Annotated in this window: 22 protein-coding genes; 7 read left to right on the top strand and 15 right to left on the bottom strand. The window is 68.4% G+C overall.

From position 1 onward, the window contains the following. The first annotated feature begins 10 nt into the window (after window positions 1-10). The 5 genes from CFB52_RS18575 (at window position 11) to CFB52_RS18550 (ending at window position 6032) form a co-directional block, all read left to right on the top strand. Window positions 11-823, top strand: a complete 813-nt coding sequence (locus CFB52_RS18575) for a nucleotidyltransferase domain-containing protein (protein ID WP_059580270.1) — start codon at window positions 11-13, stop codon at window positions 821-823. Window positions 824-1080: 257 nt separating this feature from the next. Continuing rightward, the gene (locus CFB52_RS18570; protein WP_099317150.1) at window positions 1081-2229 is read left to right on the top strand and encodes a DUF1176 domain-containing protein; all 1149 of its coding nucleotides are present in this window, start codon (window positions 1081-1083) and stop codon (window positions 2227-2229) included. Between the two features lie 62 nt (window positions 2230-2291). Next, complete coding sequence (locus CFB52_RS18565; protein WP_099317149.1) at window positions 2292-3596, top strand: nitrite reductase; 1305 nt, start codon at window positions 2292-2294, stop codon at window positions 3594-3596. A 253-nt stretch (window positions 3597-3849) separates the two neighbouring features. Further along, on the top strand, window positions 3850-5145 hold the full coding sequence (locus CFB52_RS18555; protein WP_099317148.1) for an O-acetylhomoserine aminocarboxypropyltransferase/cysteine synthase family protein: 1296 nt from the start codon (window positions 3850-3852) through the stop codon (window positions 5143-5145). Between the two features lie 161 nt (window positions 5146-5306). Then, complete coding sequence (locus CFB52_RS18550; protein ID WP_060967871.1) at window positions 5307-6032, top strand: ZIP family metal transporter; 726 nt, start codon at window positions 5307-5309, stop codon at window positions 6030-6032. A 22-nt stretch (window positions 6033-6054) separates the two neighbouring features. Here CFB52_RS18550 and CFB52_RS18545 read toward each other — a convergent pair whose 3' ends face one another. Next, the gene (locus tag CFB52_RS18545; RefSeq protein ID WP_060967872.1) at window positions 6055-6558 is read right to left on the bottom strand and encodes a hypothetical protein; all 504 of its coding nucleotides are present in this window, start codon (window positions 6556-6558) and stop codon (window positions 6055-6057) included. A gap of 221 nt (window positions 6559-6779) precedes the next feature. Then, entirely contained in the window at window positions 6780-7085 is a 306-nt protein-coding gene (locus CFB52_RS18540) for a hypothetical protein (protein ID WP_099317147.1), read from the bottom strand. Window positions 7086-7317: 232 nt separating this feature from the next. Between CFB52_RS18540 and CFB52_RS18535 the strand changes: the two genes are divergently transcribed. Next, a complete protein-coding gene (locus CFB52_RS18535) occupies window positions 7318-7605 on the top strand; it encodes a DUF4148 domain-containing protein (protein ID WP_060311576.1) in 288 nt (95 codons plus the stop codon). 72 nt (window positions 7606-7677) lie between these two features. On the opposite strand, the gene CFB52_RS18530 is transcribed toward CFB52_RS18535, so the two are convergent. The 11 genes from CFB52_RS18530 to CFB52_RS18475 form a co-directional block, all read right to left on the bottom strand. Then, complete coding sequence (locus CFB52_RS18530; protein ID WP_099317146.1) at window positions 7678-9102, bottom strand: heavy metal sensor histidine kinase; 1425 nt, start codon at window positions 9100-9102, stop codon at window positions 7678-7680. After that, complete coding sequence (irlR, locus tag CFB52_RS18525; RefSeq protein ID WP_006490455.1) at window positions 9099-9782, bottom strand: heavy metal response regulator transcription factor IrlR; 684 nt, start codon at window positions 9780-9782, stop codon at window positions 9099-9101. The genes CFB52_RS18530 and irlR overlap by 4 nt, the downstream gene beginning before the upstream one ends. Beyond that, window positions 9782-12994, bottom strand: a complete 3213-nt coding sequence (locus tag CFB52_RS18520) for an efflux RND transporter permease subunit (protein ID WP_099317145.1) — start codon at window positions 12992-12994, stop codon at window positions 9782-9784. Before CFB52_RS18520 ends, irlR begins: the two co-directional genes overlap by 1 nt. A 128-nt stretch (window positions 12995-13122) precedes the next feature. Beyond that, the gene (locus tag CFB52_RS18515) at window positions 13123-14592 is read right to left on the bottom strand and encodes an efflux RND transporter periplasmic adaptor subunit (protein WP_180278228.1); all 1470 of its coding nucleotides are present in this window, start codon (window positions 14590-14592) and stop codon (window positions 13123-13125) included. 26 nt (window positions 14593-14618) lie between these two features. Next, complete coding sequence (locus tag CFB52_RS18510) at window positions 14619-15929, bottom strand: TolC family protein (protein WP_099317144.1); 1311 nt, start codon at window positions 15927-15929, stop codon at window positions 14619-14621. A 243-nt stretch (window positions 15930-16172) separates the two neighbouring features. Then, window positions 16173-17378, bottom strand: a complete 1206-nt coding sequence (locus CFB52_RS18505) for a phosphotransferase enzyme family protein (RefSeq protein WP_099317143.1) — start codon at window positions 17376-17378, stop codon at window positions 16173-16175. A 35-nt stretch (window positions 17379-17413) separates the two neighbouring features. Then, entirely contained in the window at window positions 17414-18025 is a 612-nt protein-coding gene (gene pnuC / locus CFB52_RS18500; protein ID WP_059580234.1) for a nicotinamide riboside transporter PnuC, read from the bottom strand. Between the two features lie 59 nt (window positions 18026-18084). Further along, complete coding sequence (locus tag CFB52_RS18495) at window positions 18085-20316, bottom strand: TonB-dependent siderophore receptor (protein WP_099317142.1); 2232 nt, start codon at window positions 20314-20316, stop codon at window positions 18085-18087. A 616-nt stretch (window positions 20317-20932) separates the two neighbouring features. Then, window positions 20933-21136 carry a DUF2970 domain-containing protein gene (locus CFB52_RS18485; protein ID WP_006486164.1) on the bottom strand — a complete coding sequence of 68 codons (204 nt, stop codon included), beginning with the start codon at window positions 21134-21136 and terminating at the stop codon, window positions 20933-20935. A gap of 120 nt (window positions 21137-21256) precedes the next feature. Further along, window positions 21257-23320 carry a pyridoxamine 5'-phosphate oxidase family protein gene (locus CFB52_RS18480; protein WP_099317141.1) on the bottom strand — a complete coding sequence of 688 codons (2064 nt, stop codon included), beginning with the start codon at window positions 23318-23320 and terminating at the stop codon, window positions 21257-21259. Between the two features lie 36 nt (window positions 23321-23356). After that, window positions 23357-24001: a glutathione S-transferase family protein gene (locus tag CFB52_RS18475; protein ID WP_099317140.1), complete on the bottom strand. Its 645-nt coding sequence runs from the start codon at window positions 23999-24001 to the stop codon at window positions 23357-23359. Between the two features lie 126 nt (window positions 24002-24127). On the opposite strand from CFB52_RS18475, the gene CFB52_RS18470 reads away from it, so the two are divergent. Next, window positions 24128-25087, top strand: coding sequence for a LysR family transcriptional regulator (locus CFB52_RS18470; protein ID WP_099317139.1), 960 nt, complete (start codon window positions 24128-24130; stop codon window positions 25085-25087). A gap of 24 nt (window positions 25088-25111) precedes the next feature. Here CFB52_RS18470 and CFB52_RS18465 read toward each other — a convergent pair whose 3' ends face one another. Continuing rightward, entirely contained in the window at window positions 25112-25441 is a 330-nt protein-coding gene (locus CFB52_RS18465) for a type II toxin-antitoxin system RelE/ParE family toxin (protein ID WP_050014473.1), read from the bottom strand. After that, entirely contained in the window at window positions 25438-25710 is a 273-nt protein-coding gene (locus tag CFB52_RS18460; RefSeq protein ID WP_099317863.1) for a type II toxin-antitoxin system Phd/YefM family antitoxin, read from the bottom strand. Before CFB52_RS18460 ends, CFB52_RS18465 begins: the two co-directional genes overlap by 4 nt. Window positions 25711-25718 lie beyond the last annotated feature (8 nt).

Here is a 25718-nt window from a genome sequence, read left to right as displayed (position 1 = left end):
GGAAACAACAATGAAAACGGAACAATTGACGCCCGTGCGCAGCGCGCACCCGGTCGATCCGGCCGTGCGGGCGCGCGTGATGGCAGAACTCGCGGAAGTCGAGCGCCGCCACGACGTGACCGTGCTGTTCGCATGCGAATCGGGCAGCCGCGGCTGGGGCTTCGCATCGCCGGACAGCGACTACGACGTGCGCTTCGTGTATGCACACCGGCGCGACTGGTACCTGAGCGTCGAACCGCAGCGCGACGTGATCGAGCGGCCACTCGACGACGAACTCGACGTCAGCGGTTGGGAACTGCGCAAGGCGCTGCAACTGCTGCGCCGCTCGAACCCGACGCTGCTCGAATGGCTCGACTCGCCCGTCGTGTATCGCGAAGACGCGCGCTGGGCGCCGCGGCTCAGGTCGCTGGCGTCGGCGTTCTTCTCGCCGGTGCGCGGGCGTCATCACTACCTCGCGATGGCCAAGAAGAACTTTCGCGGCTACCTGCAAGGCGACACGGTGCGTTACAAGAAGTACCTGTACGTGCTGCGGCCGCTGCTCGCGGTACGCTGGATCGACTCCGGGCTCGGGATGCCGCCGATGCGCTTCGTGGATCTCGTCGACGGCACGGTGCACGAGCCGGCGGTGCGCGCGGAACTCGACGCGTTGCTCGCGCTGAAGATGAGCGCGAACGAAAGCGAATACGGGCCGCGCCGGCCGGCGATCCACGCGCTCGTCGAGACGATGCTCGCCGATGCCGAACACGATCGCGAATACAAGCGGCCATGGGGCGACGTGGCGATGCTCGACGCGTTCCTGCGCGACGTGGTCGACGATCGATGAAAGACGAACGGCGCGACGCCTGCGGGCATCGCGCCGTATTTGCATCCGCACCTGCCCGGCCCATGCACGCGAGCAACGCTCGTGCCCGCACACTGCGCGTCGTCTTCACGATCGCAACGCATTGCGGCGGTATACTCGATGTCGTTCGGTGACGCGCGCCGCCGCATGCGCCGCAGCCTTCGACCTGCCCGCCTGCTGACGATATGCTTGCAGCCCGACGTCTTCCGCGCGCCCATCCACAGTCGATACGAACCGTCATGTCGCACCGCCTTTCGCTCGCCATCGCCGCCCTCCTCGCCGTTTCCCCGATCGTTGCCCAGGCTCGCCCGCTCGCGCGGCCGCCGGTCGAGCGCGAATTCAAGAGCTGGTCGGTCGTCTGCGACAACGGCAATCGCTGTATCGCGGAAAGCCATGCCGACGATATCGACGATGCACGCACCGGCCTGATCCTGCGCGTGACGCGCGATGCCGGCCCGGACGCGCAGCCCTCGCTCGATCTCTACGCATCGGCGCCGGTCGACTTGCGCACCGCACGCGTCGATGGCCGGCCGTTCGATGCGATGCCGGCGCAATGGCATGCGTTCGGCGACAAAGCCGACGACGAGGCGCACCCGTTCCGAATCCGGACCAACGATCCGGCAACGGTGGCTGCGTGGCTCGCCGCGGCGCGCAATGCGCAACTGCTGAGCTTCGGCGATCCGGCATCGGCGCCCGCCGCTCGCACGCCGTTGTCGGGACTGAATGCCGCGCTGCTGCTGATCGACGACACGCAGGGCCGCGTCGGCACGGTCACGGCGTTGCTGCGCCCGGGCCTCAAGCCTGCGTCGTCGGTACCGGCCGCGCCCGCGTTGCCGCCCGCTGTCACGCCCGCCCCGCCGCCCGTGTCGAATCTGTCGGCCGCCGAACAGCGGCCGCTCGTCGACGCGGTACTCGCGAAATTCGGCGCCGACGTGAAGCAATGCGCGGCCGATGTCGAAGACGAAATGTCGGCGAGCGATCGCAGGAAAGCGTCGAGAGCCGTCGCGATTTCGTCCGACGAGGCACTCGTCGCGATCCCGTGCCAGACAAGTAGCCTGTATAACCACACCGACCTGTGGTATCGCGTGCGACGCACCGCACCCTACACGCCGGCCGCGATGAACTTCGGCGAGAACGCGAGCGCGGGCCTCGATGCTGCGTCGTTCGCGAACGAACTAACCGACGCCGGCTACGATCCCGCGAGCGCGACGCTGTCGAGCACGGTCCGGCTGCGCAGCGCGGGCGATTGCGGCTCGACCGCGTCGTGGGTTTTCGACGGTCGGCGCTTCGCACTCGACGGCCTCGCGACGCACAGCACGTGCAACGGCCTGTTCCGGGACCAATGGCCGCGCCTGTATCGCCGGGCCGATGCGGCAGGAAACCGCTGACGCACGCATCGCACCGAAACACGCCGGCAGACATAACCGATAACAAACCGAGGGGCCGTACCATGTATCTCCCGTTCATCGACGCGTCGCGCAACCCGACCGCGACGCGGCGCACGCGCGGCTGGCGTGGCGCGCGTGCGTTCGCGCTGGTCACCGTCACCGCAGTCACCGCGTTCGCCTTCTCGCCAGCAAACGCGGCAAGCACCGGCGATTCAGTCGAAATCCCGTTCTGGTCGCGTAACTGGACCGGCACGATCGGCAACCGGCATGTCGAAGTCTCGCTGTCGCGCGTGGCCGACACGGTATCGGGCTCGTACTGCTACGCGCCCTGCACGTCCGACAAACGCTATCGGCTCGCGTTGAAGGGAACGCTCGACGCGCACGGTGTCACGCTTTCGGAACGCGACAGCGGCGCGAAAGCCAATGCCGATCGCGTAACGGGTACGTGGCGCGCGGCATCCCTCGACAACGCCGTGACCGGCACGTGGGCATCGCCGGACGGCAAGCGCACGCTGCCCGTCTCGCTCGCACCGAAACAGGACGGCAGGCCGTTCCCTTACGAGATCCGCCTCGTCGCCGACAAGCTGCCGGACGACAGCAGTTCGTGCAACGACCCGCCGCACGTCTTCGCGATTCGCCTGTACGACCGCGGCCGCCTCGTGCAGACACTGCAGACGGATTCGCAAGGCACCTGCGGCCTGCCCACGCCCGAATTCGCCGACGTGAACTTCGACGGCTGGCCCGACCTGATGCTTGCGCAAGGGATGGGGGCGAGCCCGAACATTCCGTACCAGACGTGGATCTTCAACCCGAAGACGCGGCGCTTCGTCGATGCGCCGCAGGGACTGCAAGACATCACGTCGCCGGATTTCGATCCGGTGCACCGGATCATATGGACGAACTGGCGCGCGAGCTGCTGCGAGCACGGCGTGACGACGTACCGCTGGCAGGGCAACGACGTGAAGGAGGTCGACTCGGCGAGCAGCTACTTGCTGCCCGTGCTCGACGGGAATACGCGTCGCTATTGCTACGTCGTACCCGGCTACGGCGACGGTTACATCGAGTTTCCGCAACGCATCGAGCAGACCGATGCCGGACTGCGCTCGACGCTCGGTGCCCCGAAGGATTGCGAGGTGGGCGATTCGCCGCAGATGTCGCGCGTGTATATCGACATCTGGAAACCGGGCGCGGCGGGCAGCGCCCCGACGCTCGTGCGTACCGAAAAGGTCGCTTGGAAACGCACGTCAACACGCGCCGGCATGAAGTTCTGCCCCGACGTGCCGTTCTACGACAACGGCCGCATCCGCCGCATTCTGTTGCGCGACGATCCCGACCAGTGCAGCGACTCGAATCCCGACGAGAGCTAGCATGCGGTACGCCCGCACGGGCGTACCGGCGTCATGTCACGCGGCGCCGACGATCGAAATCGACGGCACGAGCGTCGCGGAAAAATAAGCATCCACCTGGTTCCAATGATCCTGATTCATCACGTATCCCTTGTGTGCGGAAGAAGGCATTTTATGCACCGCCCCGCCATAAGCAACAAACCATTCGTTCTAAGGGTTGCCGCGTACGTGCTCCTATAATCGCTCGACCATCACAACAACAGAAGGAGCACCCATGACCGATCAGGCCGTATCGAACTGGCGCCTCGAAACCATCGCAGTGCACGGCGGTTATCGTCCCGACCCGACCACGCGCGCGGTCGCCGTCCCGATCTACCAGACCGTTGCGTACGCATTCGACGACACGCAGCACGGCGCGGACCTGTTCGACCTGAAGGTCCAGGGCAACATCTACACGCGGATCATGAACCCGACGACGGACGTGCTCGAGCAGCGGATCGCCGCGCTCGAGGGCGGTATCGGCGCGCTCGCGCTCGCGTCGGGGCAATCCGCCGTCACGTACGCGATCCAGACGATCGCCGAAGCGGGCGACAACATCGTGTCCGCGAGTTCGCTGTACGGCGGCACCTACAACCTGTTCGCGCACACGCTGCCGCAATACGGAATCACCACGCGCTTCGCCGACCCACGCGACCCCGCGTCGTTCGAGCCGCTGATCGACGCGCGCACGAAGGCGATCTTCGCGGAATCGGTCGGCAACCCGCTCGGCAACGTCACCGACATCGCCGCGCTCGCCGAGGTCGCGCATCGCCGCGGCATCCCGCTGATCGTCGACAACACGGTGCCGTCGCCGTACCTGCTGCGCCCGTTCCAGCACGGCGCGGACATCGTCGTGCATTCGCTGACGAAGTATCTCGGCGGGCACGGCACGAGCCTCGGCGGCGCGATCGTCGATTCGGGCAAGTTCCCGTGGGCCGAGCACGCGGACCGCTTCAAGCGGCTCAACGAGCCGGACGTCAGCTATCACGGCGTCGTCTATACCGAAGCGTTCGGGCCGGCCGCGTATATCGGCCGCGCCCGCGTGGTGCCGCTGCGCAACATGGGCGCGGCGATCTCGCCATTCAATGCGTTCCAGATCCTGCAGGGAATCGAGACGCTCGCGCTGCGGGTCGAGCGCATCAGCGACAACGCGCTGAAGGTCGCGCAGCATCTCGCGCGCCACGAACACGTCGAATGGGTGAATTATGCGGGCCTGCCCGATCACCCCGACCATCCGCTCGTCGCCCGCTACCTGTCGGGCCGTGCGCCGGGCATCCTGACGTTCGGCGTGAAGGGCGGCCACGACGGCGGCGCGAAGTTCCAGGATGCGCTGAAGCTGTTCACGCGGCTCGTCAACATCGGCGACACGAAGTCGCTCGCGACGCATCCGGCATCGACCACGCACCGTCAGTTGTCGCCGGCCGAACTCGCGAAGGCCGGCGTGAAGGAGGAAACGGTGCGGCTGTCGATCGGCATCGAGCATATCGACGACCTGCTCGCCGATCTCGACCAGGCGCTCGCGCAGCTTTGAGCGAAACGGGCGCGCCGGCTTGCCGGTGCGCCCGCATCGAACCGCTTGACCCTGGAGCGGCTTCAAGGTGTTCAATCCCCGGTTGATGCCGGGGCGACGCCCGGCGCGTACGATCGTGCAACGCCCCCTGCGCTGCGATACGCCAACCGCCGAGAGACCGCATGACACCGACCGCAAAGCTTGCGCTGCTCACGTTACCGCCCGTGCTGGCGGCCTGTTTTGGCGCGCTCGCGGCCGCGTGGCGCGCGCCCGGCCCGAAAACGTCGAGCGCGATCCAGCATTTCACCGGCGGCATCGTGTTCGCAGCCGCCGCGCTCGAATTGCTGCCGCAGGACCGTGCGCATGCGCTGTTTCCGGTTGTCGTCGGCTTCGTGCTCGGCATCGCGCTGATGCTTGCGATCCGCGCGCTCTCCGGTGCGATCGAGACACGTTTCGAGGAAGCGCGCTTGCCGGTGAGCCTGATCATCGTCACCGCGATCGACCTCGTCGTCGACGGCCTCGTGCTCGGCATCGCGTTTTCCGCGAGCGACGAAAGCGGGATCATCCTGACCGTCGCGCTGACGCTCGAGGTGCTGTTCCTCGCGCTGTCGGTCAGCGCGGCCTTGGCCGCGGCCGGCATCGGCCGCATGCTGTCGATCGTCGTACCGGTCGTGCTCGCGGCGCTGCTGAGCGTCGCGGCCGTTGCCGGCAATGCGGCGTTCGCCGGACTGCCCGCGAATATCTATGCTGCCCTTCTGGGGCTGGGTACCGTCGCGCTGCTGTACCTCGTCACCGAAGAACTGCTGGTCGAAGCGCACGAGGTGCCCGAAACGCCGTTCGCGACGGCTTCGTTCTTCATCGGCTTCATCGTGTTCTTCCTGATCGAAGGATCGGTGAAGGCCGGGTAAGCCGCGCGCGATGGCGCGACGGTTACCACGTCGTCGCGCCGGTCGGATAGGTATCGACGATACGTGTGCCGTTGACCGGCGTGACGCCCTCGTTGCGCAGCGCGGTCCACAGGTCGATCGCATGTTCGCGCGACTTGCGGCTGCCGTCGTCGGTCAGCACGTTCAGCGCGATCACTTCGTCGCGCGTCGTCAGTTGCAGTTGTTCCTTGAGCTTGCGCGACTGATGCGACGCGCTACGGACGTCGCCGAGCACGATCCGTTTCTCCGCGACGGTCGGCGCGTCGCCGGCATCGGCCGGCACGAACGTCAGCCGGCCGCTGGCGACTTCGCATTGCCCGCGCGCGAATGTCGCGGTCCACGCGCCAGCCGGCACGGCGGCCAACTCGCAGCGCATCCGCTCGTTCACGCGACTGCCAACGTCGTGCGCCGATGCGTGCGACAGCGCACGTTCCGGCCAGCCTGCGGCCATTGCCGCCGTCGACATCAGACACGCCGCCAGCACGATCCCTTTTGCGATAGTACGCATCGTATGCTCCTCTTCGTATGGAGTGCGGTGGCCGGCGCAGCGCCGGCTGACAAAAATGTCATGTTGCGATCAGGTTCGCGATGCGCCGCGTCGCTACCATCGAACGCGTCACGGGCCCTGCCCGTTCCCACCCACGCAGCGGGTCGCTGCCGCACGGCACGATCACGCATTAGGCCCGGGCTCGTCGAGTGTCGGGCCGTTTTTTTACGCGTGTCCGACACTCACCGCACCGAATTGCGCTGCGGGTACACGCACGGATGCGTTTTCACATACAGGTTCGGATTGCCGCAGCGATGCCCGGCATAGTCGACCTGCTCGCCGGGCATCGGGCCCGACGGCACGGGTTTGCGGCCGACTGCGGCGGCAGAGGTCGCAGTGTCGGAACGTGTCGGCGCACAGCCCGCGAACAACGGGACGATCAAGGCTGCGGTCAAGGCGAGGCGAATGACGGGACGATGCAATTTTCGGTCCGGAATGAAGAGCTGAACGGCGCCGCCCGCGATCGATGCCGCTATCGCGACCGGCATGCACGCCGCCGGCACGCTCGGCCAACGGCAGACTTTATGTTCCGCTTCCCGCTCATCGCACCCATGACGCGAACATGACGGTTGCGTCATGTCGGGTGTGTCCACACGGGGCCCGCTCGCGCCCCGCAATCTGACGCATTTTTCATCTCGCGATCACGATCACGCATGGCTGCTTTCGCATACTGGGTCCATGGTTCGCCACCCCGGCGGCCCTGATCTAGGAGAGCATTCAATGAAAAGCGCAAACCTCGCAGCATGGTTCGTCGTCGCCACGCTGTCGCTCGGCATGGCCACGCAGGCCGCATTCGCCCAGACGCAAACGCAGGGCAAGTCACGCACGCAAGTGGTCAACGAGCTGAAGCAGGCGCAGCACGACGGCATCGTGCCGATCAGCAAGACGCAGTACCCGCCGACCGGCGAGCTCATCGCGCGCAACAAGGAGCTACACGAGATCTCGGTGCATGGCGGCGAGAAGAAGCCGCAGACCGACAACCACGACAGCCTGGCCGCGAAGCAATGATGCGCGGCCGCACGGGCGCCGGCAGCGCGCGGCAGCCTCACCGCGAACGCGCGGGCGTGGCCGCCCGCGCCGTCAGGTGCGAGTGGCGGCCGGCCGTTCCGGTTCGGCCGGCCTTCGCGGAAAGCGCAGCCAGAAGGTCGTGCGGCGGCCCGGCTCGCTGTCGACGCCGCATTCGCCGCCGTGATTGTCCATGATCGACCGGACGATCGCGAGGCCCAGCCCCGTGCCCGACGCCGAATTGTGCCGCGACGGATCGACGCGATAGAAGCGCTCGAAAATCCGCCCGACATGCTCCGCGGCAATGCCGGGCCCCGTATCGGACACGGCGATCGTCGTCGCGCCGCCCTGCTCGACGCAATCGATCGTCACGACGCTGCCGCGCGGCGCGTACGTCAGCGCATTCGACAGCAGATTGCTCAACGCACGCTGGTACAGCGTCAGATCCGCATCGACCCACGCGTGGCCGTCGACCTTCACGGTCACGCCTTCATCTTCCGCCAGCGGCTCGTAATAGCCGGCCACCCGCTCCGCCTCCTCCGCCGCATTCAGCCGCCGCACACTGATCGACGTGCCGGCCTGTTCCGAACGCGCGAGAAACAGCATGTCCTCGATCATCCGCGACAGCCGCTGGTATTCGTCGATGCTCGACTCGATCACGCTCCGGTATTCGTCCGCGCCGCGCGGTTGCGACAGCACGACCTGCGCGGCCGCCTGCAGGTTCGTGAGCGGCGTGCGCATGTCGTGCGCGAGATTCGACGAGAACTGGCTCAGCCGCGTGAACGATTCGTTCAGCCGTTCGAGCATCCCGTTGAACGCATGTTCGAGCTCCTTCAGCTCGCCCGACGTATCGAGTTCCGGCAGCGGATGCGCGAGCCGGCTCGTCGACATTTGCTCGGCACGCGCCGCGAACCGCCGCAGCGGGCTCAGCCCGAGCGCCGCGATGCCGTACGCGATCGCGGCCGCGAGCACCACGCCGAACACCTCGATCACGACGATCGTATAAGCATGCGTGCGCAACAGCAGCACGTCGGCGCTGCGATCGTACTGCACGGCGACGCGCACCACGGGCGCACCCGCGCCGGCGAGCGGCACGGCCGTCAGCAGGTACTGGTGCCGTGCGCCCGGCGGCGCGACGCCGACCGGCACGCGCCCGGTGTTCATCGACAGCAGCGGCGCGTACGGGCGAAAGCCGGGCGTGCCGACGACGCGCGCGCCGCCGGCATCGAAGATCGCGAGGTCCATGTTCGGGTGACCGTGCAACTGGTCGATCCAGATGTCGGTGTCGCGCGCGACGTCGGCCGTCGTGCGCGCCTCGGCCAGGTGCGCCCCCAATGCGGCGGAAATGCCGGCCATCTGCTCGGCTGCCGTCGTTTCGACGCGGTTGCTCAGCGCTTCGTACAGTGCGACGCCGCTCGACGCGAGGATGACCGACGTCGACAGGATGATCAGCGCGGTCAGCCGGCCGCGCAGCGTCCGCGGCAGCAAGCGCGCGATCATGCGGCCGCGCCGCCGCGCGCTTCGAGCACGTAGCCCATCCCGCGCACCGTGTGGATCAGCTTCGGCTCGTACGCGTCGTCGATCTTCGAGCGCAGCCGGCGGATCGCTGAATCGACGACGTTCGTGTCGCTGTTGAAGTTCATGTCCCACACCTGCGACGCGATCGTCGCGCGCGGCAGGATCTCCCCTTCGCGCCGCATCAGCAGCCACAGCAGCGCGAACTCCTTCGCGGTCAGCAGGATCGTGTCGCCTTGCCGCGTGGCCTTGCGGCGCGTCAGGTCGAGTTCGAGATCGGCCACGCGCAGCGTGTTCGAATCGCGCGGCTGGCCGCGCCGCAGGATCGACTTGATGCGCGCGGTCAGCTCGACGAAGTCGAACGGCTTCGCGAGATAGTCGTCCGCGCCGAGTTCGAGCCCCTTCACGCGATCGCCGACGTCGTCGCGCGCGGTGAGGAACAGCACGGGCGTCGACTTGCTGCGCCGCAGGTTCTGCAGCAGCGTCCAGCCGTCCTGCCCGGGCAGCATCACGTCGAGCACGAGCAGGTCGTACTCCTCCGTTTCGGCCTGATGCTGGCCCGTGATGCCGTCCTCGACCCAGTCGACGACGTAGCCGGCCTCGGTCAACCCCTTGCGCAGATACGCGCCCGTCTTCGGTTCATCCTCGACAATCAGAATTCGCATCACGCATTACCCTTGAAGAAACGCAGCCGGCGCATCATGCCCGCGCCGAACCCGCCGCGCAACGCCGCGCGCCACGACACCGCGTGGCTGACACGGTACAGCACCGGCAGCACCAGCAGCGTCAGCGCGGTGGACGACAGGATACCGCCGATCACGACCGTCGCGAGCGGGCGCTGCACCTCGGCGCCGGTACCGGTCGCGAACGCCATCGGCAGGAAGCCGAGCGACGCGACCAGCGCGGTCATCAGCACGGGCCGCAGCCGCGTGAGCGCGCCGTCGCGCACCGCGGCGTCGAGCGGCATCCCTTCGTCGCGCAGGTTGCGGATGAACGAGATCATCACGAGACCGTTGAGCACGGCCACGCCGGACAGCGCGATGAAGCCGACCGCCGCCGTGATCGACAGCGGAATCCCGCGCAGCCACAGCGACACGACGCCGCCGCTCAGCGCGAACGGAATGCCGGTGAATACGAGCAAGCCGTCCTTCACGTTGTTGAACATCACGAACAGCAGCACGAACACCATGAACAGCGCGAGCGGCACGACGAGCTTCAGGCGCTCGCTCGCGCTTTGCAACTGCTCGAACTGCCCGCCCCACGACACCCAGTAGCCGGCCGGCACGCGCACGTCCTGCTGCAACTGCTCGCGCGCATCGGCGACGAACGAGCCGACGTCGCGCCCGCGCACGTTCGCGCTGACGACCACCCGCCGCTTGCCGTCCTCGCGGCTGATCTGGTTCGGGCCGGGCGCCACGTCGATCGTCGCGAGCTCCGCGAGCGGCACGTACGGCGCCGCCGCGAGCGGCGCGCTGGCGCCGGCCGTCGGCGCGGGCAGCGCGATCGGCAGCCGCTTGATCGCCTCGATGTCGGTGCGCAGCTCGTCGGGTAACCGCACGACGATGTCGAAGCGGCGATCGCCCTGGAACAGCGTACCGGCCTTCTGCCCGCCGACGGCAGCGGCCACCGAATCCTGCAGGTCGGCGACGCTCACGCCGTAGCGCGCGAGCTTGTCGCGGTCGAGGTTGACGGTCAGCACCGGCAGGCCCGTGGTCTGCTCGACCTTCACCTCCGATGCACCCGGCACCTTCTGCAACGCGGCCGCGATCTGTTCGCCGGTCTGGTTCAGCACGACCATGTCGTCGCCGAAGATCTTCACGGCGACGTCGCTGCGCACGCCCGAGATCAGCTCGTTGAAGCGCAGCTGGATCGGCTGCGAGAACTCGTAGGCGTTACCCGGCAGCTCGGCGAGCGCTTCCTCGATCTCGCTCACGAGCTGCTCGCGCGGCTTCTTCGGGTCGGGCCACGTGTCGGCCGGCTTCAGCATGATGTAGCCGTCCGACAGGTTCGGCGGCATCGGGTCGGCCGCGATCTCGGCCGTGCCGGTGCGCGCGAACACGCGCTCGATCTCGGGGAAGCGCGCCTTCAGCGTCTTCTCGATCGACTTCTGCATCTCGACCGACTGCGACAGGCTCGTGCCGGGAATTCGCAATGCGGCGACGGCCAGGTCGCCTTCGTTGAGGCTCGGGATGAACTCGCTGCCGAGCCGCGTGGCGAGTCCGAGCGTGGCGAGCACGATCGCGCCCGCCCCGATCATCACGCGTGCCGGGCGCGTCATGAAACCGGCGAGCACCGGTTCGTACGCACGCCGCGCCCAGCGCATCAGCAGGTTCTCCTTCTCCTCGACCCGCTCGCCGATGAATAGCGCGACGGCTGCCGGAATGAACGTGACGGTGAGCACCATCGCGGCAGCGAGCGCCATCACGACCGTGATCGCCATCGGGTGGAACATCTTGCCCTCGACGCCGGTCAGCGCAAAGATCGGCAGGTACACGACCATGATGATCAGTTGCCCGAAGATCAGCGCGCGGCGCGCCTCCTGCGATGCGCCGAACACTTCGGCGAAACGCTCGTCGCGCGTGAGCGGCCGCCCGGCCGCCGCCTGCGCATGCGCGAGCCGCCGCACGCAGTTCTCGACGATCACCACCGCGCCGTCGACGATGATCCCGAAGTCGAGCGCGCCGAGGCTCATCAGGTTCGCGCTCACCTTCGCGTTGACCATCCCCGTGAAGGTCATCAGCATCGACAGCGGAATCACGAGCGCGGTGATCAGCGCCGCACGGATGTTGCCGAGGAACAGGAACAGCACGGCGATCACGAGCACCGCGCCCTCGAGCAGGTTCTTCTTCACGGTCGCGACGGCCTTCTCGACGAGCACCGTGCGGTCGTACACCGGAATCGCCTTCACGCCGGCCGGCAGCGTGCGGTTCACGTCCTCCATCTTCGCGGCGACGGCCTTCGACACCGTCCGGCTGTTCTCGCCCATCAACATGAACACCGTGCCGAGCACGACTTCCTCGCCGTTCGACGTCGCGGCGCCCGTGCGCAGTTCGCGGCCGACGTCGACGACGCCGACGTCCTTCATCCGCACCGGCACGCCGCCGACGTTGGTCAGCACGATGTTCGCGATGTCGTCGACGGTGCGCGCCTGGCCCGGCACGCGCACGAGATACTGCTCGCCGCGCTTTTCGATGTAGCCGGCGCCGACGTTGTCGTTGTTGCGCTCGAGCGCCCGCACGACGTCGGCGAGCGTCAGCCCGTACGACATCAGCTTCGTGGGATTCGGCGCGACTCGATACTCCTTCACGTAGCCGCCGATCGAGTTGACCTCGGTCACGCCGCGCACGTTGCGCAGTTGCGGCCGCACGACCCAGTCCTGCAGCTCGCGCAGATCGGCTGCCGTATAGCGCGCGCCGTCGGGCTTGCGTGCGCCGGCATCGGCTTCGACGGTCCACAGGTAGATCTCGCCGAGGCCGGTCGACGTCGGGCCCATCGCGGGCGCGATGCCGGCCGGCAGCTTGTCCTTCGCTTCCTGGATGCGCTCGTTGACGAGCTGCCGCGCGAAGTAGATGTCGGTGCCGTCCTTGAAGATCACGGTGACCTGCGACAGCCCGTAGCGCGAGATCGAACGCGTCTGTTCGAGCCCGGGCAGCCCGGCCATCGCGGTCTCGACCGGATAGGTGATGCGCTGCTCGGCCTCGAGCGGCGAGTAGCCGGGCGCGGACGTGTTGATCTGCACCTGCACGTTCGTGATGTCGGGCACCGCGTCGATCGGCAGCCGCTGGTAGCTGAACACGCCCAGCGCGGCCACGGCCGCGATCGCCAGCATCACGAGCCAGCGGTGCGCGATCGCAAAGCGGATCAGGCGCTCAAACATGTCGGGATTCCTTGAAACGGGGTACGGTCGCACGCGCCGGACGCGCTGCGCGGCCGGTCAGGCGGCGGATCGGAAAGCGCGCCGCATATCGGGCCGCCAGTCGCGCCACGGCGCACGCGTATTGCTGCTCATTCATGTTCCGCGCTCCCCTTGCCGAGTTCGGCCTTCAACACGAAGCTGTTCGTCGCCGCGTATTCCTGGCCCGGCTCGAGCCCCTTCAGCACTTCGGTCGCGCGTTCGTCGCGCCGCCCCGTTTCGACGGCCTGTGCGACGAAACCCTTCGGCGAACGCACGAACACCGACGGCGCGCCGTCGACGTCCTGCAGCGCGTCGCTCGCGACCGCGAGCGGCACGCCCTGGCGGCCCGCGTCGACCGACACGTTCACGAACATCCCCGGGCGCCACACGCCGTCGGGGTTCGGCAGCACGACGCGCGCCGGCGCGGTGCGCGTCTGCTCGCCGAGCAGCGAACCCACATACGCGATCGGGCCGCTCGAACGCGATTCGAACGCGGTCGCGCTGACGGTCGCATCGCGGCCCACGCGCACGTCGTTCAGCCGCTGCGCCGGCACGGCCATCTCGGCCCACACGGTCGACAGGTCGGAGATCACGAACATGCTCGCATCGGCGGCGATCGCCTCGCCGGGCGTCGCATGCTTCTCGACGATCGTGCCGGCGAACGGCGCACGCAGTTCATACCGGTTCAGCGCGCCCGCGCCCGCCGGCGCGTTCAGCGCGGCGAGCTTCTGTCGCGCGTTCTGCACGGCGATCTCGGCCTCGCGCAACTGCACCTGCGCCTGCTGATAATCCTGTTCGGCCGAGATGCGCTCCTGCCACAGCGTGCGTTCACGCTCGTAGGTTGCGCGCGCACCCGATAACCGGCGCTCGGCCGTCAGCAGTTCGCTGCGGCGGTCCGCCAGATCGGTGCTCGCGATCACGGCAAGCACCTGCCCCTTCGCGACGTTCTGCCCGAGCGACACCGATACCTGTTCGACGATGCCGGCCACGCGCGGCACCACGTGCGCGGTGCGATCCTCGTTGAACTTGATCTCGCCCGGCAACTGGAACGGCGTCGCGATCTGCGCGGGGCCGGCCTTCGCGAGCGCGATCTTCGACGTCGCCAGTTGCGCGTCGGTCAGCACGACCGCGCCGTCGGCGCGCGCGAACGGGAACGATGCGGCGTCGTTGCCGGCCTTCACGTCGATCGTCGCATCGAATACGTGCGGCTTCGCGATCGACTGCGCGGACACGAACTTCTGGCCGGCCGCGTCGAACCGCAGCGGCTCGTGCGTGCGGTCGTACCGCACCAGCGTGCCGGACACGGTCACGCCGTGGGTCGCGGGCTTGCCGTCGACGAACGGATAGACGACGAGCCGCGCATCGCCGGGCTTTTCCGTCATCACGATCTCGACGGACAGCTTGCCGCGCTTGAGCACGACACCGCCGTGCGCGCCGGCGCCGTCGGCCGCCTGGGCGGATTCGGCGGCCGTCGGCGCCGATGCGCCGCTCCCGCCCCGCGCGACGGCGAGCGCGCCGATCACGATTCCTGCGCCGCCGAGCACGGCTGCCGCAATGATGAAGATTCTGCTGCGTGACATGATGATCCTTCAGTCAAGAGGGGCGCTCATTGCGCGCGGACCGCGAGCGGCGTGCCGACGAGCCGGCCGATATCGGCACGGGCCGTATGCGCGTCGGCGAGCGCACGGACGTATTGCGACTGCCCCAGAAACAGCGTGCGCTGTGCGTCGAGCACGTCGAGGAAGCTGAACTTGCCGAGTTCGTAGCCGCGCGACATCGCGTCGAGCGCGATGCGCGCGGCTGGCAAGATGTCGGACTTCAACCGCTGCGCTTCCTGATCGGCGGCCTCGAAATTCGCGTATGCCTGCGTCAGTTCGAGCCGCAGGCGTGTGCGTTCGCGGTCGAGATCGGCGTTCGCGCGCGTGGCCTTGTGCGTCGCCTCGAGCAGCGCGCCCTGGTTCGTGTTGAACAGCGGAATCGGGATCGACACGCCGACCACCGCCTGGTTGTCGGGCACGCCGCCCGTGGTCACGCGCTTCACGCCGGCGCTGACCGTCACGTCCGGAATGCGCCGCGCGCGTTCGAGCGACACGGCCGCGTTCGAGCGCAGCATCTCGGCGCGCGCGATGCGCGCGAGCGGCGCGTCGTCGAGCTGCGCGGTCAGCGCGGACAGCGGCTCGACCGACGGTACGGCTTCGAGGTCGCCGAGCACCGCAAGCGGGGCGTTGCGCGCTTCGCCCATCACCGCGTTCAGCTTCTCGCGCGCAACGTCGACACGGCCGCGCGCGGTCACGACTTCGATCTGCACGCCGGCCGCCGCCACCCGGGCCTTGGTCGCCTCGACCGGCGACACCTTGCCGGCCTGCGCGCGACGGGCCGCCAGATCCGCGGAGCGCGCGGCGATCGCGGCCGATTCCTCGGTCACCTGAAGTTGACGCTGCGCGGCGAGCAGCCCGTAGAAGGCTGCGATCACGTCGGCGCGCACCGCCGCGCCCTGCTCGTCGAGCGACGCGCTGGCCGATTCGCTGCCGTACGACGCGACGTCGAGCCGTGCGCGACGCTTGTCGCCGAGTTCGATCGTCTGGTTGATCAGCGCGGTCGACGTGCGTTCCGCTCGGCTGAAACCTTCCTGCAGGAACGACACTTCGGGGTTGGGCCGCGCGCCGGCCTGCATCAGTGCGCCGGCCGATGCATCGACATCCGCGCGCGCGCCGCGCAGCGCCGGGTTGTTGCGGGCGGCGACGGCGAGCGCGTCGGCAAGCGTCAATGACGATGGAGGACGTGCGTCGGATGGCAGTGCGCCGATCGGGGCGGCAGCAGCCGGAGCCGTGGCCGGCCCCGGCGACAGCGAGGGCTGCGCATGAGCCGTCGCGGCCATCGCGAAGACGGCGGCCACGGCGAGGTTGAGCTTGAACATGTTCGGTTCTGCGGTAACGGTTTGCGACCGATGCTACGGACCGGCCGCAGTGCGAACATGAGGCGAAGATGATATTTCCGTCATGTTGGGCGCAACCGTACGCAGACGTGCGGTGCCGTGCGGGGACGGCGTCCCCTCTCGACGATCATGAGGATTCGGTGAGCGCGCGGCACGATGGGCCGCACGAAAGAATGCAGAGGTTCGGAAATGCGACACGCGCAGGCCATACGCCCCGCGCGCGAATCAGGTGATGTGCTTTCCCCGCCGCCGCTGCACGAGCCAGTCCAGCAACTGCCGCCCGTCGCGTTCGCCGAACCACCTCGCGTGCCCGATCAGGTAACCGTCGTACGCGATGTCGACGATCGCCGGCGCATCGATGACGCAGCCGAAATAGGCGACCTCCGACAGCGCGAACTCCGTATGTACGATCGGCAGCAGCGCGACCAGCGCCGCATATGCGTCGTCGCTCAGCGGTTCGAGCGATTCGTAGCCGTCGAGCAACGCGTCGATCTGCTCGTATTCGATGCGCCGTGCGTCGGCCGGCGCCATCCAGTCGACAGTGTTGCGCTCGATCGCGAGCGCGAGATCCATCACGGCGCAAGTACGATCCGACAAGCCGAAGTCGAGCACGGTCCGCACCTGCGCGCCGGGCCCGGCGTCGGCCCACAGCAGGTTCGACGCATGCCAGTCGCCATGCGTCCACAGCGGCGTCAACGCAGGCAGCAGCGGCACGAGGCGCGCGTGATACGGGCCGATCGCGTCGGCCACGTCGCCACGCCAGTCGCGCGCGCCGAGCGCCCTGACGAGCAACGGTTGCGCCGTGACCCAGCGTTCGAGCGCACCGACAAGATCGCTCGACGACAACACGCGAAAGCTCGACAGCAGCGGGCGAACCGGCCGCGCCGGCGCATCGTAGCCGGCCGACGCGCGATGCAGCTCGGCGAGCGCGCGGCCGGCCGCATACGCATGCGAAGGATGCGTGAACGGCTTCCACGACATCACGCCGCGATACGCATCGACACCCGGCGCGACCACGTGCACTTCATACGTCCAGTCGCCGGATGCGAACGCGGTTGTGCCGTCGCGACCGGCGAGCACGTCCGCCACCGGCACGCCGTGTGCGCGCAGATGCGCGATGAAGCGATGCTCTTCCTCGAGCCCCGCGACGTCGCGCAGGCTCGCATGATGACGCTTGACGAACAGCGCGCGCTCGTCGGTCGTGCGCACCAGCACGGCCGCCGAGAACGGCCGCGGGCTGTGCCACGTGAGGCGCGCGGGCGCGCCGGCGCCATCGATCCGCGCGAGCACGGCCGCGACTTCGTCGTGCATCATCAGCGGCCAGTCGCGTTCGGCCTGTTCGCCGTCGACGCCGAACTGCGGCGGCGCGACCTCGCGCGCCTGCGCGGCGTCACGCGATGCCGGCGCATCCGGTTCGAGGGGAAATGACATGAACGACGTAGCTCCGTGGTTGAATCGGCTGCGAATCAGCCGGCCGGGCTCGCGCTCGCGCGCAGCGTCGCGGCCGTGCGGCTCCAGTCGCGCCAGCCGACCACGGCCAGCCCGATGAACAGCGCATAGAGCCCGGCCGTCAGATACAGCTCCTTGAACACGAACATCCCGACGTACACGACGTTCACGACGATCCACAGCCCCCACGACGCGATGTAGCGCCGCGCCGTCCAGTATTGCGCGACGAGGCTGAACGCGGTCAGCGACGCGTCGACGAACGGCAGCGCCGCATCGGTCCAGCGCGCCATCATCCCGCCGAGCAGCGCGCTGCCGACGACGGCCGCGACCAGGTCGGGCAGCATTTGCATCGGGCGCACGCCGGTGACTGGCGCGACATCGCCGGCAGGCGCCGCCTTGCCGTCGGCCTCGCTCGCCCGCTGCGCGAGCCAGCGCTGCCAGCCGTACACCTGCAGCACCGCGAACGCGCCCTGCAGCAGCATGTCCGAGTACAGTTTCGCGTCGAAGAAGATCCAGCCGTACAGCGCGACCGACGCAAGGCCGACCGGCCAGCACAGCATGCGCCGCTTCGCGGTCAGCCAGATCGCGAGCGCGCTGACGATCACGCCGGCGATTTCGAGTGGGGACATCGTCCGTGCTCTCCTGGTGGGCTGCCGGGGCCGCGCGTCATGCGCCCGTTTCCGGCCGATCAGAAATCATAGGTCAACGACACGCGCGCGGTGCGCGGCGCACCCGGGAACAGGTACGCATCGCCCTGCTGCTCGCCTGCGTCGCGCCAGTAGAACTTGTTGAACAGATTGTCCACCGACACGCGCAACACCGTGCGATGGCCGCCGATCTTCGTCGTATAACGCGCGCCGAGATTGAACACGAACCACGACGGCACGCGCGCGGTACCCTCTTCGTTCGCGTTGCGCGCCGCGCTGTACTCGACGCCGCCGAGCACGTTCAGGCCCGCGACGCCCGGCACCGCGTAGTCCGCATACAGCGACGCGCGCAGCGCGGGCACGTTGATGATCTGGTGCCCTTCGTAGGCCGGCGACCCTGAATCGTATGCGCGGGCGCGAATCGCCGCGACGCTGGCCGTCAGCCCCAATCGTTCGGTCACGCGCCCGGCCGCGCCGAACTCGATCCCCTGGTGCCGCTGCGTACCGCGCTGCACGAACGTATAGGACGATCCCGACGCGTCGGGATCGGCGAACTGAAACGGCTTGCTGATCGAGAACACGGCGGCCGTGAGGCTCAGCCGGTCGAGCCAGTCGTATTTCGCGCCGACTTCGATCTGGTGCGATTCGACGGGCGGCAGGAACGCGTACGCGTTGGTCGCGCGCACGGGCGCCTGGTCGCCGAGCGACAGCGCCTTGCTGTACGACGCATACAGCGACAGCACGTTCACCGGTTTGTAGACGAGCGCGACCTGCGGCAGGAACACCGAGCGGTCGGTGTGCGTCGTCTCGCCGTCGAGGCTGCTCCAGCTGCGCTGGCGCAGCAGCACTTCCTTGCCGCCCGCGAGCACCTGCCAGTGTTCGCCGAGGCTGATGCGGTCGAGCCCGAACACGCCGTACTGCCACGCATCGAGGCGCGGATACGACGGCCCGGGCGAATTCGGCGACGGCGGGAACGTCAGGTCCGGCCCGTAGATATTCTCGCTGCCCACGTAGTCGTACACGGCGTCCGCCATGCTCACGACGCGGCGCTGCACGCTCACGCCGAGCGTCAACTCGTGCCGCAGCGGCCCCGTCGCGAACTTGCCCGTCGTGACCGCGCGCAAATCGTCGTTGCGCCGGTATTCGCCGGGGCTGCGGAAGTCGTACACGTCGTAGTCGCCGTTCGCGCCGAAGAAGAACGGCGACGTCGCACCGGCCGCGCAGCTTGCCGCATACGAACAGCCGTACGCGAACGCGCTGTTGTCGTCGATCATCGTGCGGCTGCGGCCGGCGGCGATGTACGCCTTCCAGTCGTCGTTGAACCGATAGTCGAAACGCGCGTTCAGGTTCAGCGCGTCGGTCGTCACCGGTTTCGCCCACGGCTGCGAGCCGAGCGCTTTCGACGTCGTCTTGACCGACGGCACGACGGTGCCGCCGAGCAACTGGTAGCCGGGCGCGGAACGCTGGATCCACTGCTGGAATTCGGCGTTGAGCTGCAGGCTCGCGCGCGGGCTGATGTCCCAGTCGGCGGCGATCGACCCGAACGTGCGCCGCCCGTTCGTGCCGTCGATATAGGAGTGCATGTTCTCCTTCGCCGCATTGATCCGGAACCCGAACTGATGGTCGGCGCCGAAGCGGCGGCCGAGATCGACGGCCGCCGACGTCGAGCCGCGGCTGTCGACGCCAGCCGTCACGCTCGCGACGTTCGCGGAGCGCTTCGTCACGAAGTTGATCACGCCGCCCGGCGCGACGACGCCGCTGTCGATGCCCGCGAGCCCTTTCAGGATCTCGACGCGCTCCTTGTTCTCGAGCGGCACGTTCTGCTCGCCGGACACCGTCAGCCCGTCGATTCGGATCGCGCTCGCGAGATCGACCGGAAAACCGCGGATCGCGAAGCCTTCGAAATAGCCGACCGGCGCATAGTCGTTGACGACCGACGCATCGTTGCGCAAGACGTCGCTCAGCCGCTTCGCCTGCTGATCGTCGATCAGCGCGCGCGTGATGACGTTCACCGACGCGGGCGTGTCGCGCAGCGGCGCGTCGTCGAACCCCGCGACCGACGCTTCGCGCGCCCGCAGCGGGTGGCCGCGCTCGCCGCTCACCGTGATCGCGGGCAGCGTCGCGCTGCCGGCCGCGTCCGCGCCCGATGCGGGCATGTCGCCCCGAGCCGCGGCGGCCTGCGCCGCGAAAAGCGTGACACCGAGCCCGACGCCGAGCCCGACCGTCGCGCGCCGCCGCCGTGCGCGTGCCGCTGTTGTTCTATTCACCGTCATTGTTCTGGATGGAAAACTCGCCACTCGACCCTGTCGAAAACCGTTACGAAGCTGCAAATCGTGCGCCCGCGAACGCCGCCGCGCCCGTCGCCGGACGCATGCGTCGATACGATATTCATCAGACGAACCGGACGATACAGCGCGCAAGCGGGCAGACCGATCGGAAACACGCAGGATAGGACATCGGATTCGGATGACGCGCCGGGAACCGACGCAGCGGCCGACAGGTTCGTCGAGGGCGGGTCGGAAGGCCGGCTGCATCGCGCGGTCGTCATGCGGGGGACGCTTCGAACGCCCCGGTGCGGGCGGCGGACACTGGCGCCGGCCGTTCAACGGAACGGCGGCGTGCCCGGCTCGCGCGACATCGCGGCGTGGCGCGCATTTTACCCCGGGCGGGGCGAAGGGCCGCGGAACCGGGCGGAACGGGAAACGGGAAACGGGAGACAGGAAAGGCGGGAACGGGAACGAGCGGCTCGGGCAGCGCGACAACGGCGGCAATGCGGTCGCGATGCGCGTCGTGCGTGCCGGCCTCCGGCGCCGGCGTCGTATGCGCCGGTCGAGCGGCCTGAAACCGGAGCGGAGAAGGCGGCCCGCTACCGGTTCGCCGGCCGTTCGCTCAAAAGCCCTGCATCGTCACGGTCGGATCGACGACCAGATGCACGACGCCGTAAATGACCGCGCCAACCAGCAGCGCGAGCAAAATCGCGACGAACGGCAGCAGCGTGAAGTTGGCGTTCGCGAGATCGGTCGCGTGCGCCTTGCTGTTGCGCACGCCGAAGAAACTCCACAGGACCAGGCGGACCATGCCGAGCAGTTTCATGATGAGCTCCTTTCATCGAATCGGTGACGCTATCGTCGATCCGGACGGCATCCGAAAAAAGAAGCAGTTGCGCGCGCTTTTCGCGCAGCAGGCGATCTGCGGCGGCATGTCGCACACGCGTCAGCAGTCGAGCACGAGCGGCTCCCTGGCCCCTTGCGCGGGCCGCGCGACACACGGCAGCGCGCAGCCGGGTTCGATCGCCGCATCGGGCGCTCGCTCGTAGTCGACCGCGCCGGACAGCACGCGTGTCGCGCACGTGCCGCACGAACCGGAGCGGCATTCGGACGGCACGCTCACGCGCTGCCCTTCCGCGAATTCGAGCAGCGCGCCGTCGGCGGGCGTCCACGCGGCCTCGCGCCCCGTGCGCCGAAATACGACCGGCACGCTTGCTGCCGCGGGCGTGGCAGCCGCGCGGGTCGCACTGCGCGAGACGCTCGACGGCCCGAATGCCTCGAAGCGGATGCGCTCGTCCGGCACGTTCAGCGCGCGCAGCCCGTCGTACAGGTCGCGCATGAACGCCGCCGGCCCGCACAGGTAGAAATCGTAATCGTCGAACGAAAGGAGCCGCTTCAGTTGCGCGACGTCGATCCGGCCGGCCCGCGCCGCCGTGCGTTCGTCAGGATGACTGTCGAACCAGTGAAGCGACATGCGTGCATCGGCGGCCGCGATGCGCGCCAGCTCGGCGGCAAACGGCCGGTCGGCCGCTTCGCGCGCGCCGTGCACGAACACGATGCGGCGCGACGGCGTATCGTCGGCCAGTGCGCGGCGCAGCATCGCGACCATCGGCGTGATGCCGATACCGGCCGACACGAGCACGGCCGGCCGCGGGCTCGCGAGATCGAACGTGAAACGGCCGCGCGGCATCTGCGCATCGAGCGTCATGCCGGCCTGCGCGTGGTCGTGCAGCCACGCCGATACGCGTCCTTCCCGCTTCACGGTGATCCGGTAATGCGCGCCGCCCGGTGCGTCGGACAGCGTGTAGCTGCGGATCGTCGGTGTATCGCTGCCCGGCAGCGCGATGCGCAGCGTCAGGTGCTGCCCGGCTTCGTACGCAGGCAATGCGCCGCCATCCGCCGGTTCGAAATGGAACGACCGGATCGCGCGCGCTTCGTCGACGATCTTCGCGATCCGCAGCGGCCGCCATGCGGGCGCCTTTACCGGCGTGGCCGCGGACGGCGCCGGTCCGGCCGTCGCCGGCGCCGGACCCGACGACGCCGCCATCGCCGCGAACTGCGGCGCACGCTCGACCGCCGACCACCGGAACGGCAGGACCGCCCGCACGCGCCGCACTTCCCGCACATGAAACCGCACGACGCGCTGCGCGCCGTCGAACGACGCGACGACCGGCCCGTCCCACACGATCTCCGCGTGCGCGGCGACATACAGCAAATCGCCGCTTTCGAAATCGATGAACAGCAGCCCCGCGCGCGGATCGTGCCGCAGGTTGCCGAGCGTATTGAAGAACCGATTGCCGCTGAAATCCGGCGTCGCCAGCGTGCGCGCATCGTCGACGCGCACGAAGCCCGGCATCCCGCCGCGATGCGACACGTCGGCGCCGCGCGCCGCACCGGCCTGCGCCGACGTGTTCGCGCTCGCGACGAAGAACGTGTCGGCCTGCGCGAGCAGCGCGCGATCCGCGTCGCTCAGCACATCCGACACGTCGGTCGCGACGGCCGCCGCGACCTCCCGCGCGACGAACGTCGGCTTGCGGCCCTGGATGTATTTCGCGCAGTTGCCGAAGCTCTGCTCGACCGCGATCGTCAGCGCATCGCCGTCGGCCGCGCGCACGACGCCGTTCACGCGATTGCGGCGCCGCGTATCGAATTCGATGCCGAGCCCGCCGAGCGGCGCGCCCGCGTGCCATGCGCCGGCGAGGGGATCGCCCGGCAGCGCGGGCGCCGCGATGCGCAGCGTGCGCGGGTCCGGCGACGTGACGAAACCCGGCGCACCGGCCCGCAGCGTCGCCCACGGCTGGCCGTGCGCATCGACGCCGCCGAGCACGAAGAACGGCAGTTGCGCGAAGAACGTCCGGTGCTGGTCCGGCATGAAGCGCCGGATCCCGCGCCGGCCGGCCGCGCCCGCCGCGTCCGCCACGCCTGCGCGCTGCTGCACGGCAAGCTCGCCCGCGTGAAACGGCGCGGTATCGAGTTCCCACCCCGGTACGACGGCGGTCGGCGCGTTCATCTCGTTCTCCGTGGACAGATGCGTTGGCGGCAGGCGTTACGCGGCGAGCAGGCCCGCGCGCGTCGTCGGCATCGCGACGAAACCAGGCAGCGCCTCGATACGCGCCAGCCACGCGCGCACGTGCGGATACGGTTCGAGCGACACGCCGCCTTCCGGTGCGTGCGCGATGTACGTGTACGCGGCGACGTCCGCGATCGTCGGCTGCGCGCCGGCCGCGAACGGCTTGCCGGCCAGCTCGCGATCGATCACGTCGAGCACTTTCGCGGCCGTACGCTTGGCCGCTTCCGCGTCGAGTTGCGCGCCGAACACGGTCACGAGCCGCGCGGCCGCGGGGCCCGACGCGATCGGGCCGGCCGCGTACGACAGCCAGCGCTGCACGACGGCCGCGCCGACCGGGTCGTCCGGCAGCCAGTGTGCGTCGCCGTAGCGCTTCGCGAGATACACGAGGATCGCGTTCGAATCGGCGATCACGGTGCCGCCATCGTCGATCACCGGCACCTGCCCGAGCGGATTCAACGCGAGAAACGCCGGTTCCCGTTGCGCGCCGGCCGCGAGATCGACGTCGATGGTCTTCGACGGCAACCCGAGCAGCGACAGGAACAACCGGACACGGTGCGCGTGCCCGGACAACAGGAACGAATAAACGCGGATCGGCGAGGCAGGCTTGCTGGCGGCAGACATGGAAACACTCCGAAATCTCGCGCCGCCGGGAATCGGCGACGAACGGCTCCAGCGTAGCGCTCGCCGTTCGTCGCCAGAAGACGGATAATCGCGGAAACATTATCCGCTTGCATAGGACAATCGACGATGGCCGATCTGCGCGACGTGAACCTGAACCGGCTGGCGATCTTCGTCGCGGTGGTGGAGGCCGGCTCGCTGACGGCCGCGGCCGAGCGGCTCGGCCTGGCGAAGACGGTCGTCAGCACGCACATGCAGCGCCTCGAATCCGAGGTCGGCGCGAATCTGCTGGTGCGCACGACGCGGCGGCTGAGCGTGACCGATGCCGGACGCGTGTTCTACGACGCGTGTCGCGATATCGTGCGCGCCACCGAAGCCGCGCTCGACGCGGTGTCGTCCGACGCCGGGCCGCTGCGCGGCACGCTGCGCGTGAGCGTGCCGATCGACTACGGCGCGCTGGTCGTCGCGCCGGCCGTGGTCGCGCTGCGCGACCGGCATCCGGCGCTCGCGGTCGAACTCGTCGCGAACGACCGCGTCGTCGATCTCGTCGCGGACAACCTCGACGTCGCGATCCGCATCGGCCGCCTCGCCGATTCGAACTATCGCGCGGTGCAGCTCGGCACGTACGAGAAATGGCTGGTCGCGAGCCCGGCGTTCGTCGCGCGGCACGGGCTGCCGCGCGATCCGGATGCGCTCGCCGCGCTGCCGTTCGTGATGTTGTCGTCGCTGCCGCGCCCGCATACGCTCGAACTCGATCACGTGCGAGGCGGCCGCGCGTCGGTGCGCTGTGTCGCGCCGGTCGTGTCGAATACCGCGACCGCGTGCCGCGCGATCGTGCTCGCGGGCGGCGGCTTCGGGCTGCTGACGGATTTTTCGACCGCGGACGACGTCGCGGCCGGTCGGCTCGTGCGGCTGCTGCCGGGCTGGCGCACGGCGCCGGCCGGGATTCATGCGGTGTTTCCGTCGACGCGGCTGCCGTCGCCGAAGGTACGGGCGTTCATCGAGGCGATGAAGGCGAGGCTCGGGGTGACGGCGGCGGCACCGATTACGCGGCGCGCAAGTTCGAAACCACGGAGGGCGGGATCGTGAAACGAGGAAGAATGGCGATCGCGCTCAATGAGCGACCACAAGCCGCCTCATCAGCAAGGACTTCAGATCCCTGCGCGTATCGCAAACGATATGCACGTGAATGGTGTCGCCTCGCACGTCATAAATGATGCGGTTCATTCCGGCAATGACTTCGCGATACTGACCGAGGCTGATATTCGCGAGTTCATCAGGAATCCTGCCGTGATTCGGAAAAGCGCGAATCGATGCAATGGCGTCCTTGATCTGCCGGTAGCTCGTTTGCCAGGTAGCCGAACCGAAATTCGATACGAGATAGCGCTTCAACCTCTTCAGATCTTCTTCCGCCGAACGAAGAACGACAACCCGCAGTGTCATTGATCGTCGTGCTTGTCGAGGTCCGCAAAGACATCCTCGACTGGACGGAAGTGGCCCTGCTCGATCTCCCGATTGCCGAGTGCAAGCAGCCGAAGAAGCGCAAGCGTCTCTTCATGCTCCTCATACGACTTGACGTCCATGACAACGAGCTTCGCCTCTCCGTTCTGGGTAATCAGCATCGGCTCGCGGCTTTCCGAGATGTCCCTGACGATATCGGCGGCGTGGCTCTTGAGATAGCTGATGGGCTTGACCTGGGTAGAGAATTTCATGGAACACG

Source organism: Burkholderia sp. AU18528, assembly GCF_002223215.2.
Taxonomy (GTDB): Bacteria; Pseudomonadota; Gammaproteobacteria; order Burkholderiales; family Burkholderiaceae; genus Burkholderia; species Burkholderia semiarida.
The sequence above is the reverse complement of the archived record's forward strand: the minus strand, read 5'-3'. Positions and strand labels throughout refer to the sequence as shown.

Bases quoted from the DNA above. Each gene is read 5' to 3' on its own strand.
- CFB52_RS18540 (WP_099317147.1), bottom strand. From the start codon at position 7,085: ATGCCGGTCGCGATAGCGGCATCGATCGCGGGCGGCGCCGTTCAGCTC.
- CFB52_RS18520 (WP_099317145.1), bottom strand. From the start codon at position 12,994: ATGTTTGAGCGCCTGATCCGCTTTGCGATCGCGCACCGCTGGCTCGTG.
- CFB52_RS18570 (WP_099317150.1), top strand. From the start codon at position 1,081: ATGTCGCACCGCCTTTCGCTCGCCATCGCCGCCCTCCTCGCCGTTTCC.
- CFB52_RS18505 (WP_099317143.1), bottom strand. From the start codon at position 17,378: ATGTCATTTCCCCTCGAACCGGATGCGCCGGCATCGCGTGACGCCGCG.
- CFB52_RS18535 (WP_060311576.1), top strand. From the start codon at position 7,318: ATGAAAAGCGCAAACCTCGCAGCATGGTTCGTCGTCGCCACGCTGTCG.
- CFB52_RS18530 (WP_099317146.1), bottom strand. From the start codon at position 9,102: ATGATCGCGCGCTTGCTGCCGCGGACGCTGCGCGGCCGGCTGACCGCG.
- CFB52_RS18470 (WP_099317139.1), top strand. From the start codon at position 24,128: ATGGCCGATCTGCGCGACGTGAACCTGAACCGGCTGGCGATCTTCGTC.
- CFB52_RS18545 (WP_060967872.1), bottom strand. From the start codon at position 6,558: ATGCGTACTATCGCAAAAGGGATCGTGCTGGCGGCGTGTCTGATGTCG.
- CFB52_RS18475 (WP_099317140.1), bottom strand. From the start codon at position 24,001: ATGTCTGCCGCCAGCAAGCCTGCCTCGCCGATCCGCGTTTATTCGTTC.
- CFB52_RS18495 (WP_099317142.1), bottom strand. From the start codon at position 20,316: ATGACGGTGAATAGAACAACAGCGGCACGCGCACGGCGGCGGCGCGCG.
- pnuC (WP_059580234.1), bottom strand. From the start codon at position 18,025: ATGTCCCCACTCGAAATCGCCGGCGTGATCGTCAGCGCGCTCGCGATC.
- CFB52_RS18565 (WP_099317149.1), top strand. From the start codon at position 2,292: ATGTATCTCCCGTTCATCGACGCGTCGCGCAACCCGACCGCGACGCGG.
- CFB52_RS18485 (WP_006486164.1), bottom strand. From the start codon at position 21,136: ATGAAACTGCTCGGCATGGTCCGCCTGGTCCTGTGGAGTTTCTTCGGC.
- CFB52_RS18460 (WP_099317863.1), bottom strand. From the start codon at position 25,710: ATGAAATTCTCTACCCAGGTCAAGCCCATCAGCTATCTCAAGAGCCAC.
- CFB52_RS18480 (WP_099317141.1), bottom strand. From the start codon at position 23,320: ATGAACGCGCCGACCGCCGTCGTACCGGGGTGGGAACTCGATACCGCG.
- CFB52_RS18465 (WP_050014473.1), bottom strand. From the start codon at position 25,441: ATGACACTGCGGGTTGTCGTTCTTCGTTCGGCGGAAGAAGATCTGAAG.
- CFB52_RS18510 (WP_099317144.1), bottom strand. From the start codon at position 15,929: ATGTTCAAGCTCAACCTCGCCGTGGCCGCCGTCTTCGCGATGGCCGCG.
- irlR (WP_006490455.1), bottom strand. From the start codon at position 9,782: ATGCGAATTCTGATTGTCGAGGATGAACCGAAGACGGGCGCGTATCTG.
- CFB52_RS18575 (WP_059580270.1), top strand. From the start codon at position 11: ATGAAAACGGAACAATTGACGCCCGTGCGCAGCGCGCACCCGGTCGAT.
- CFB52_RS18515 (WP_180278228.1), bottom strand. From the start codon at position 14,592: ATGTCACGCAGCAGAATCTTCATCATTGCGGCAGCCGTGCTCGGCGGC.
- CFB52_RS18550 (WP_060967871.1), top strand. From the start codon at position 5,307: ATGACACCGACCGCAAAGCTTGCGCTGCTCACGTTACCGCCCGTGCTG.
- CFB52_RS18555 (WP_099317148.1), top strand. From the start codon at position 3,850: ATGACCGATCAGGCCGTATCGAACTGGCGCCTCGAAACCATCGCAGTG.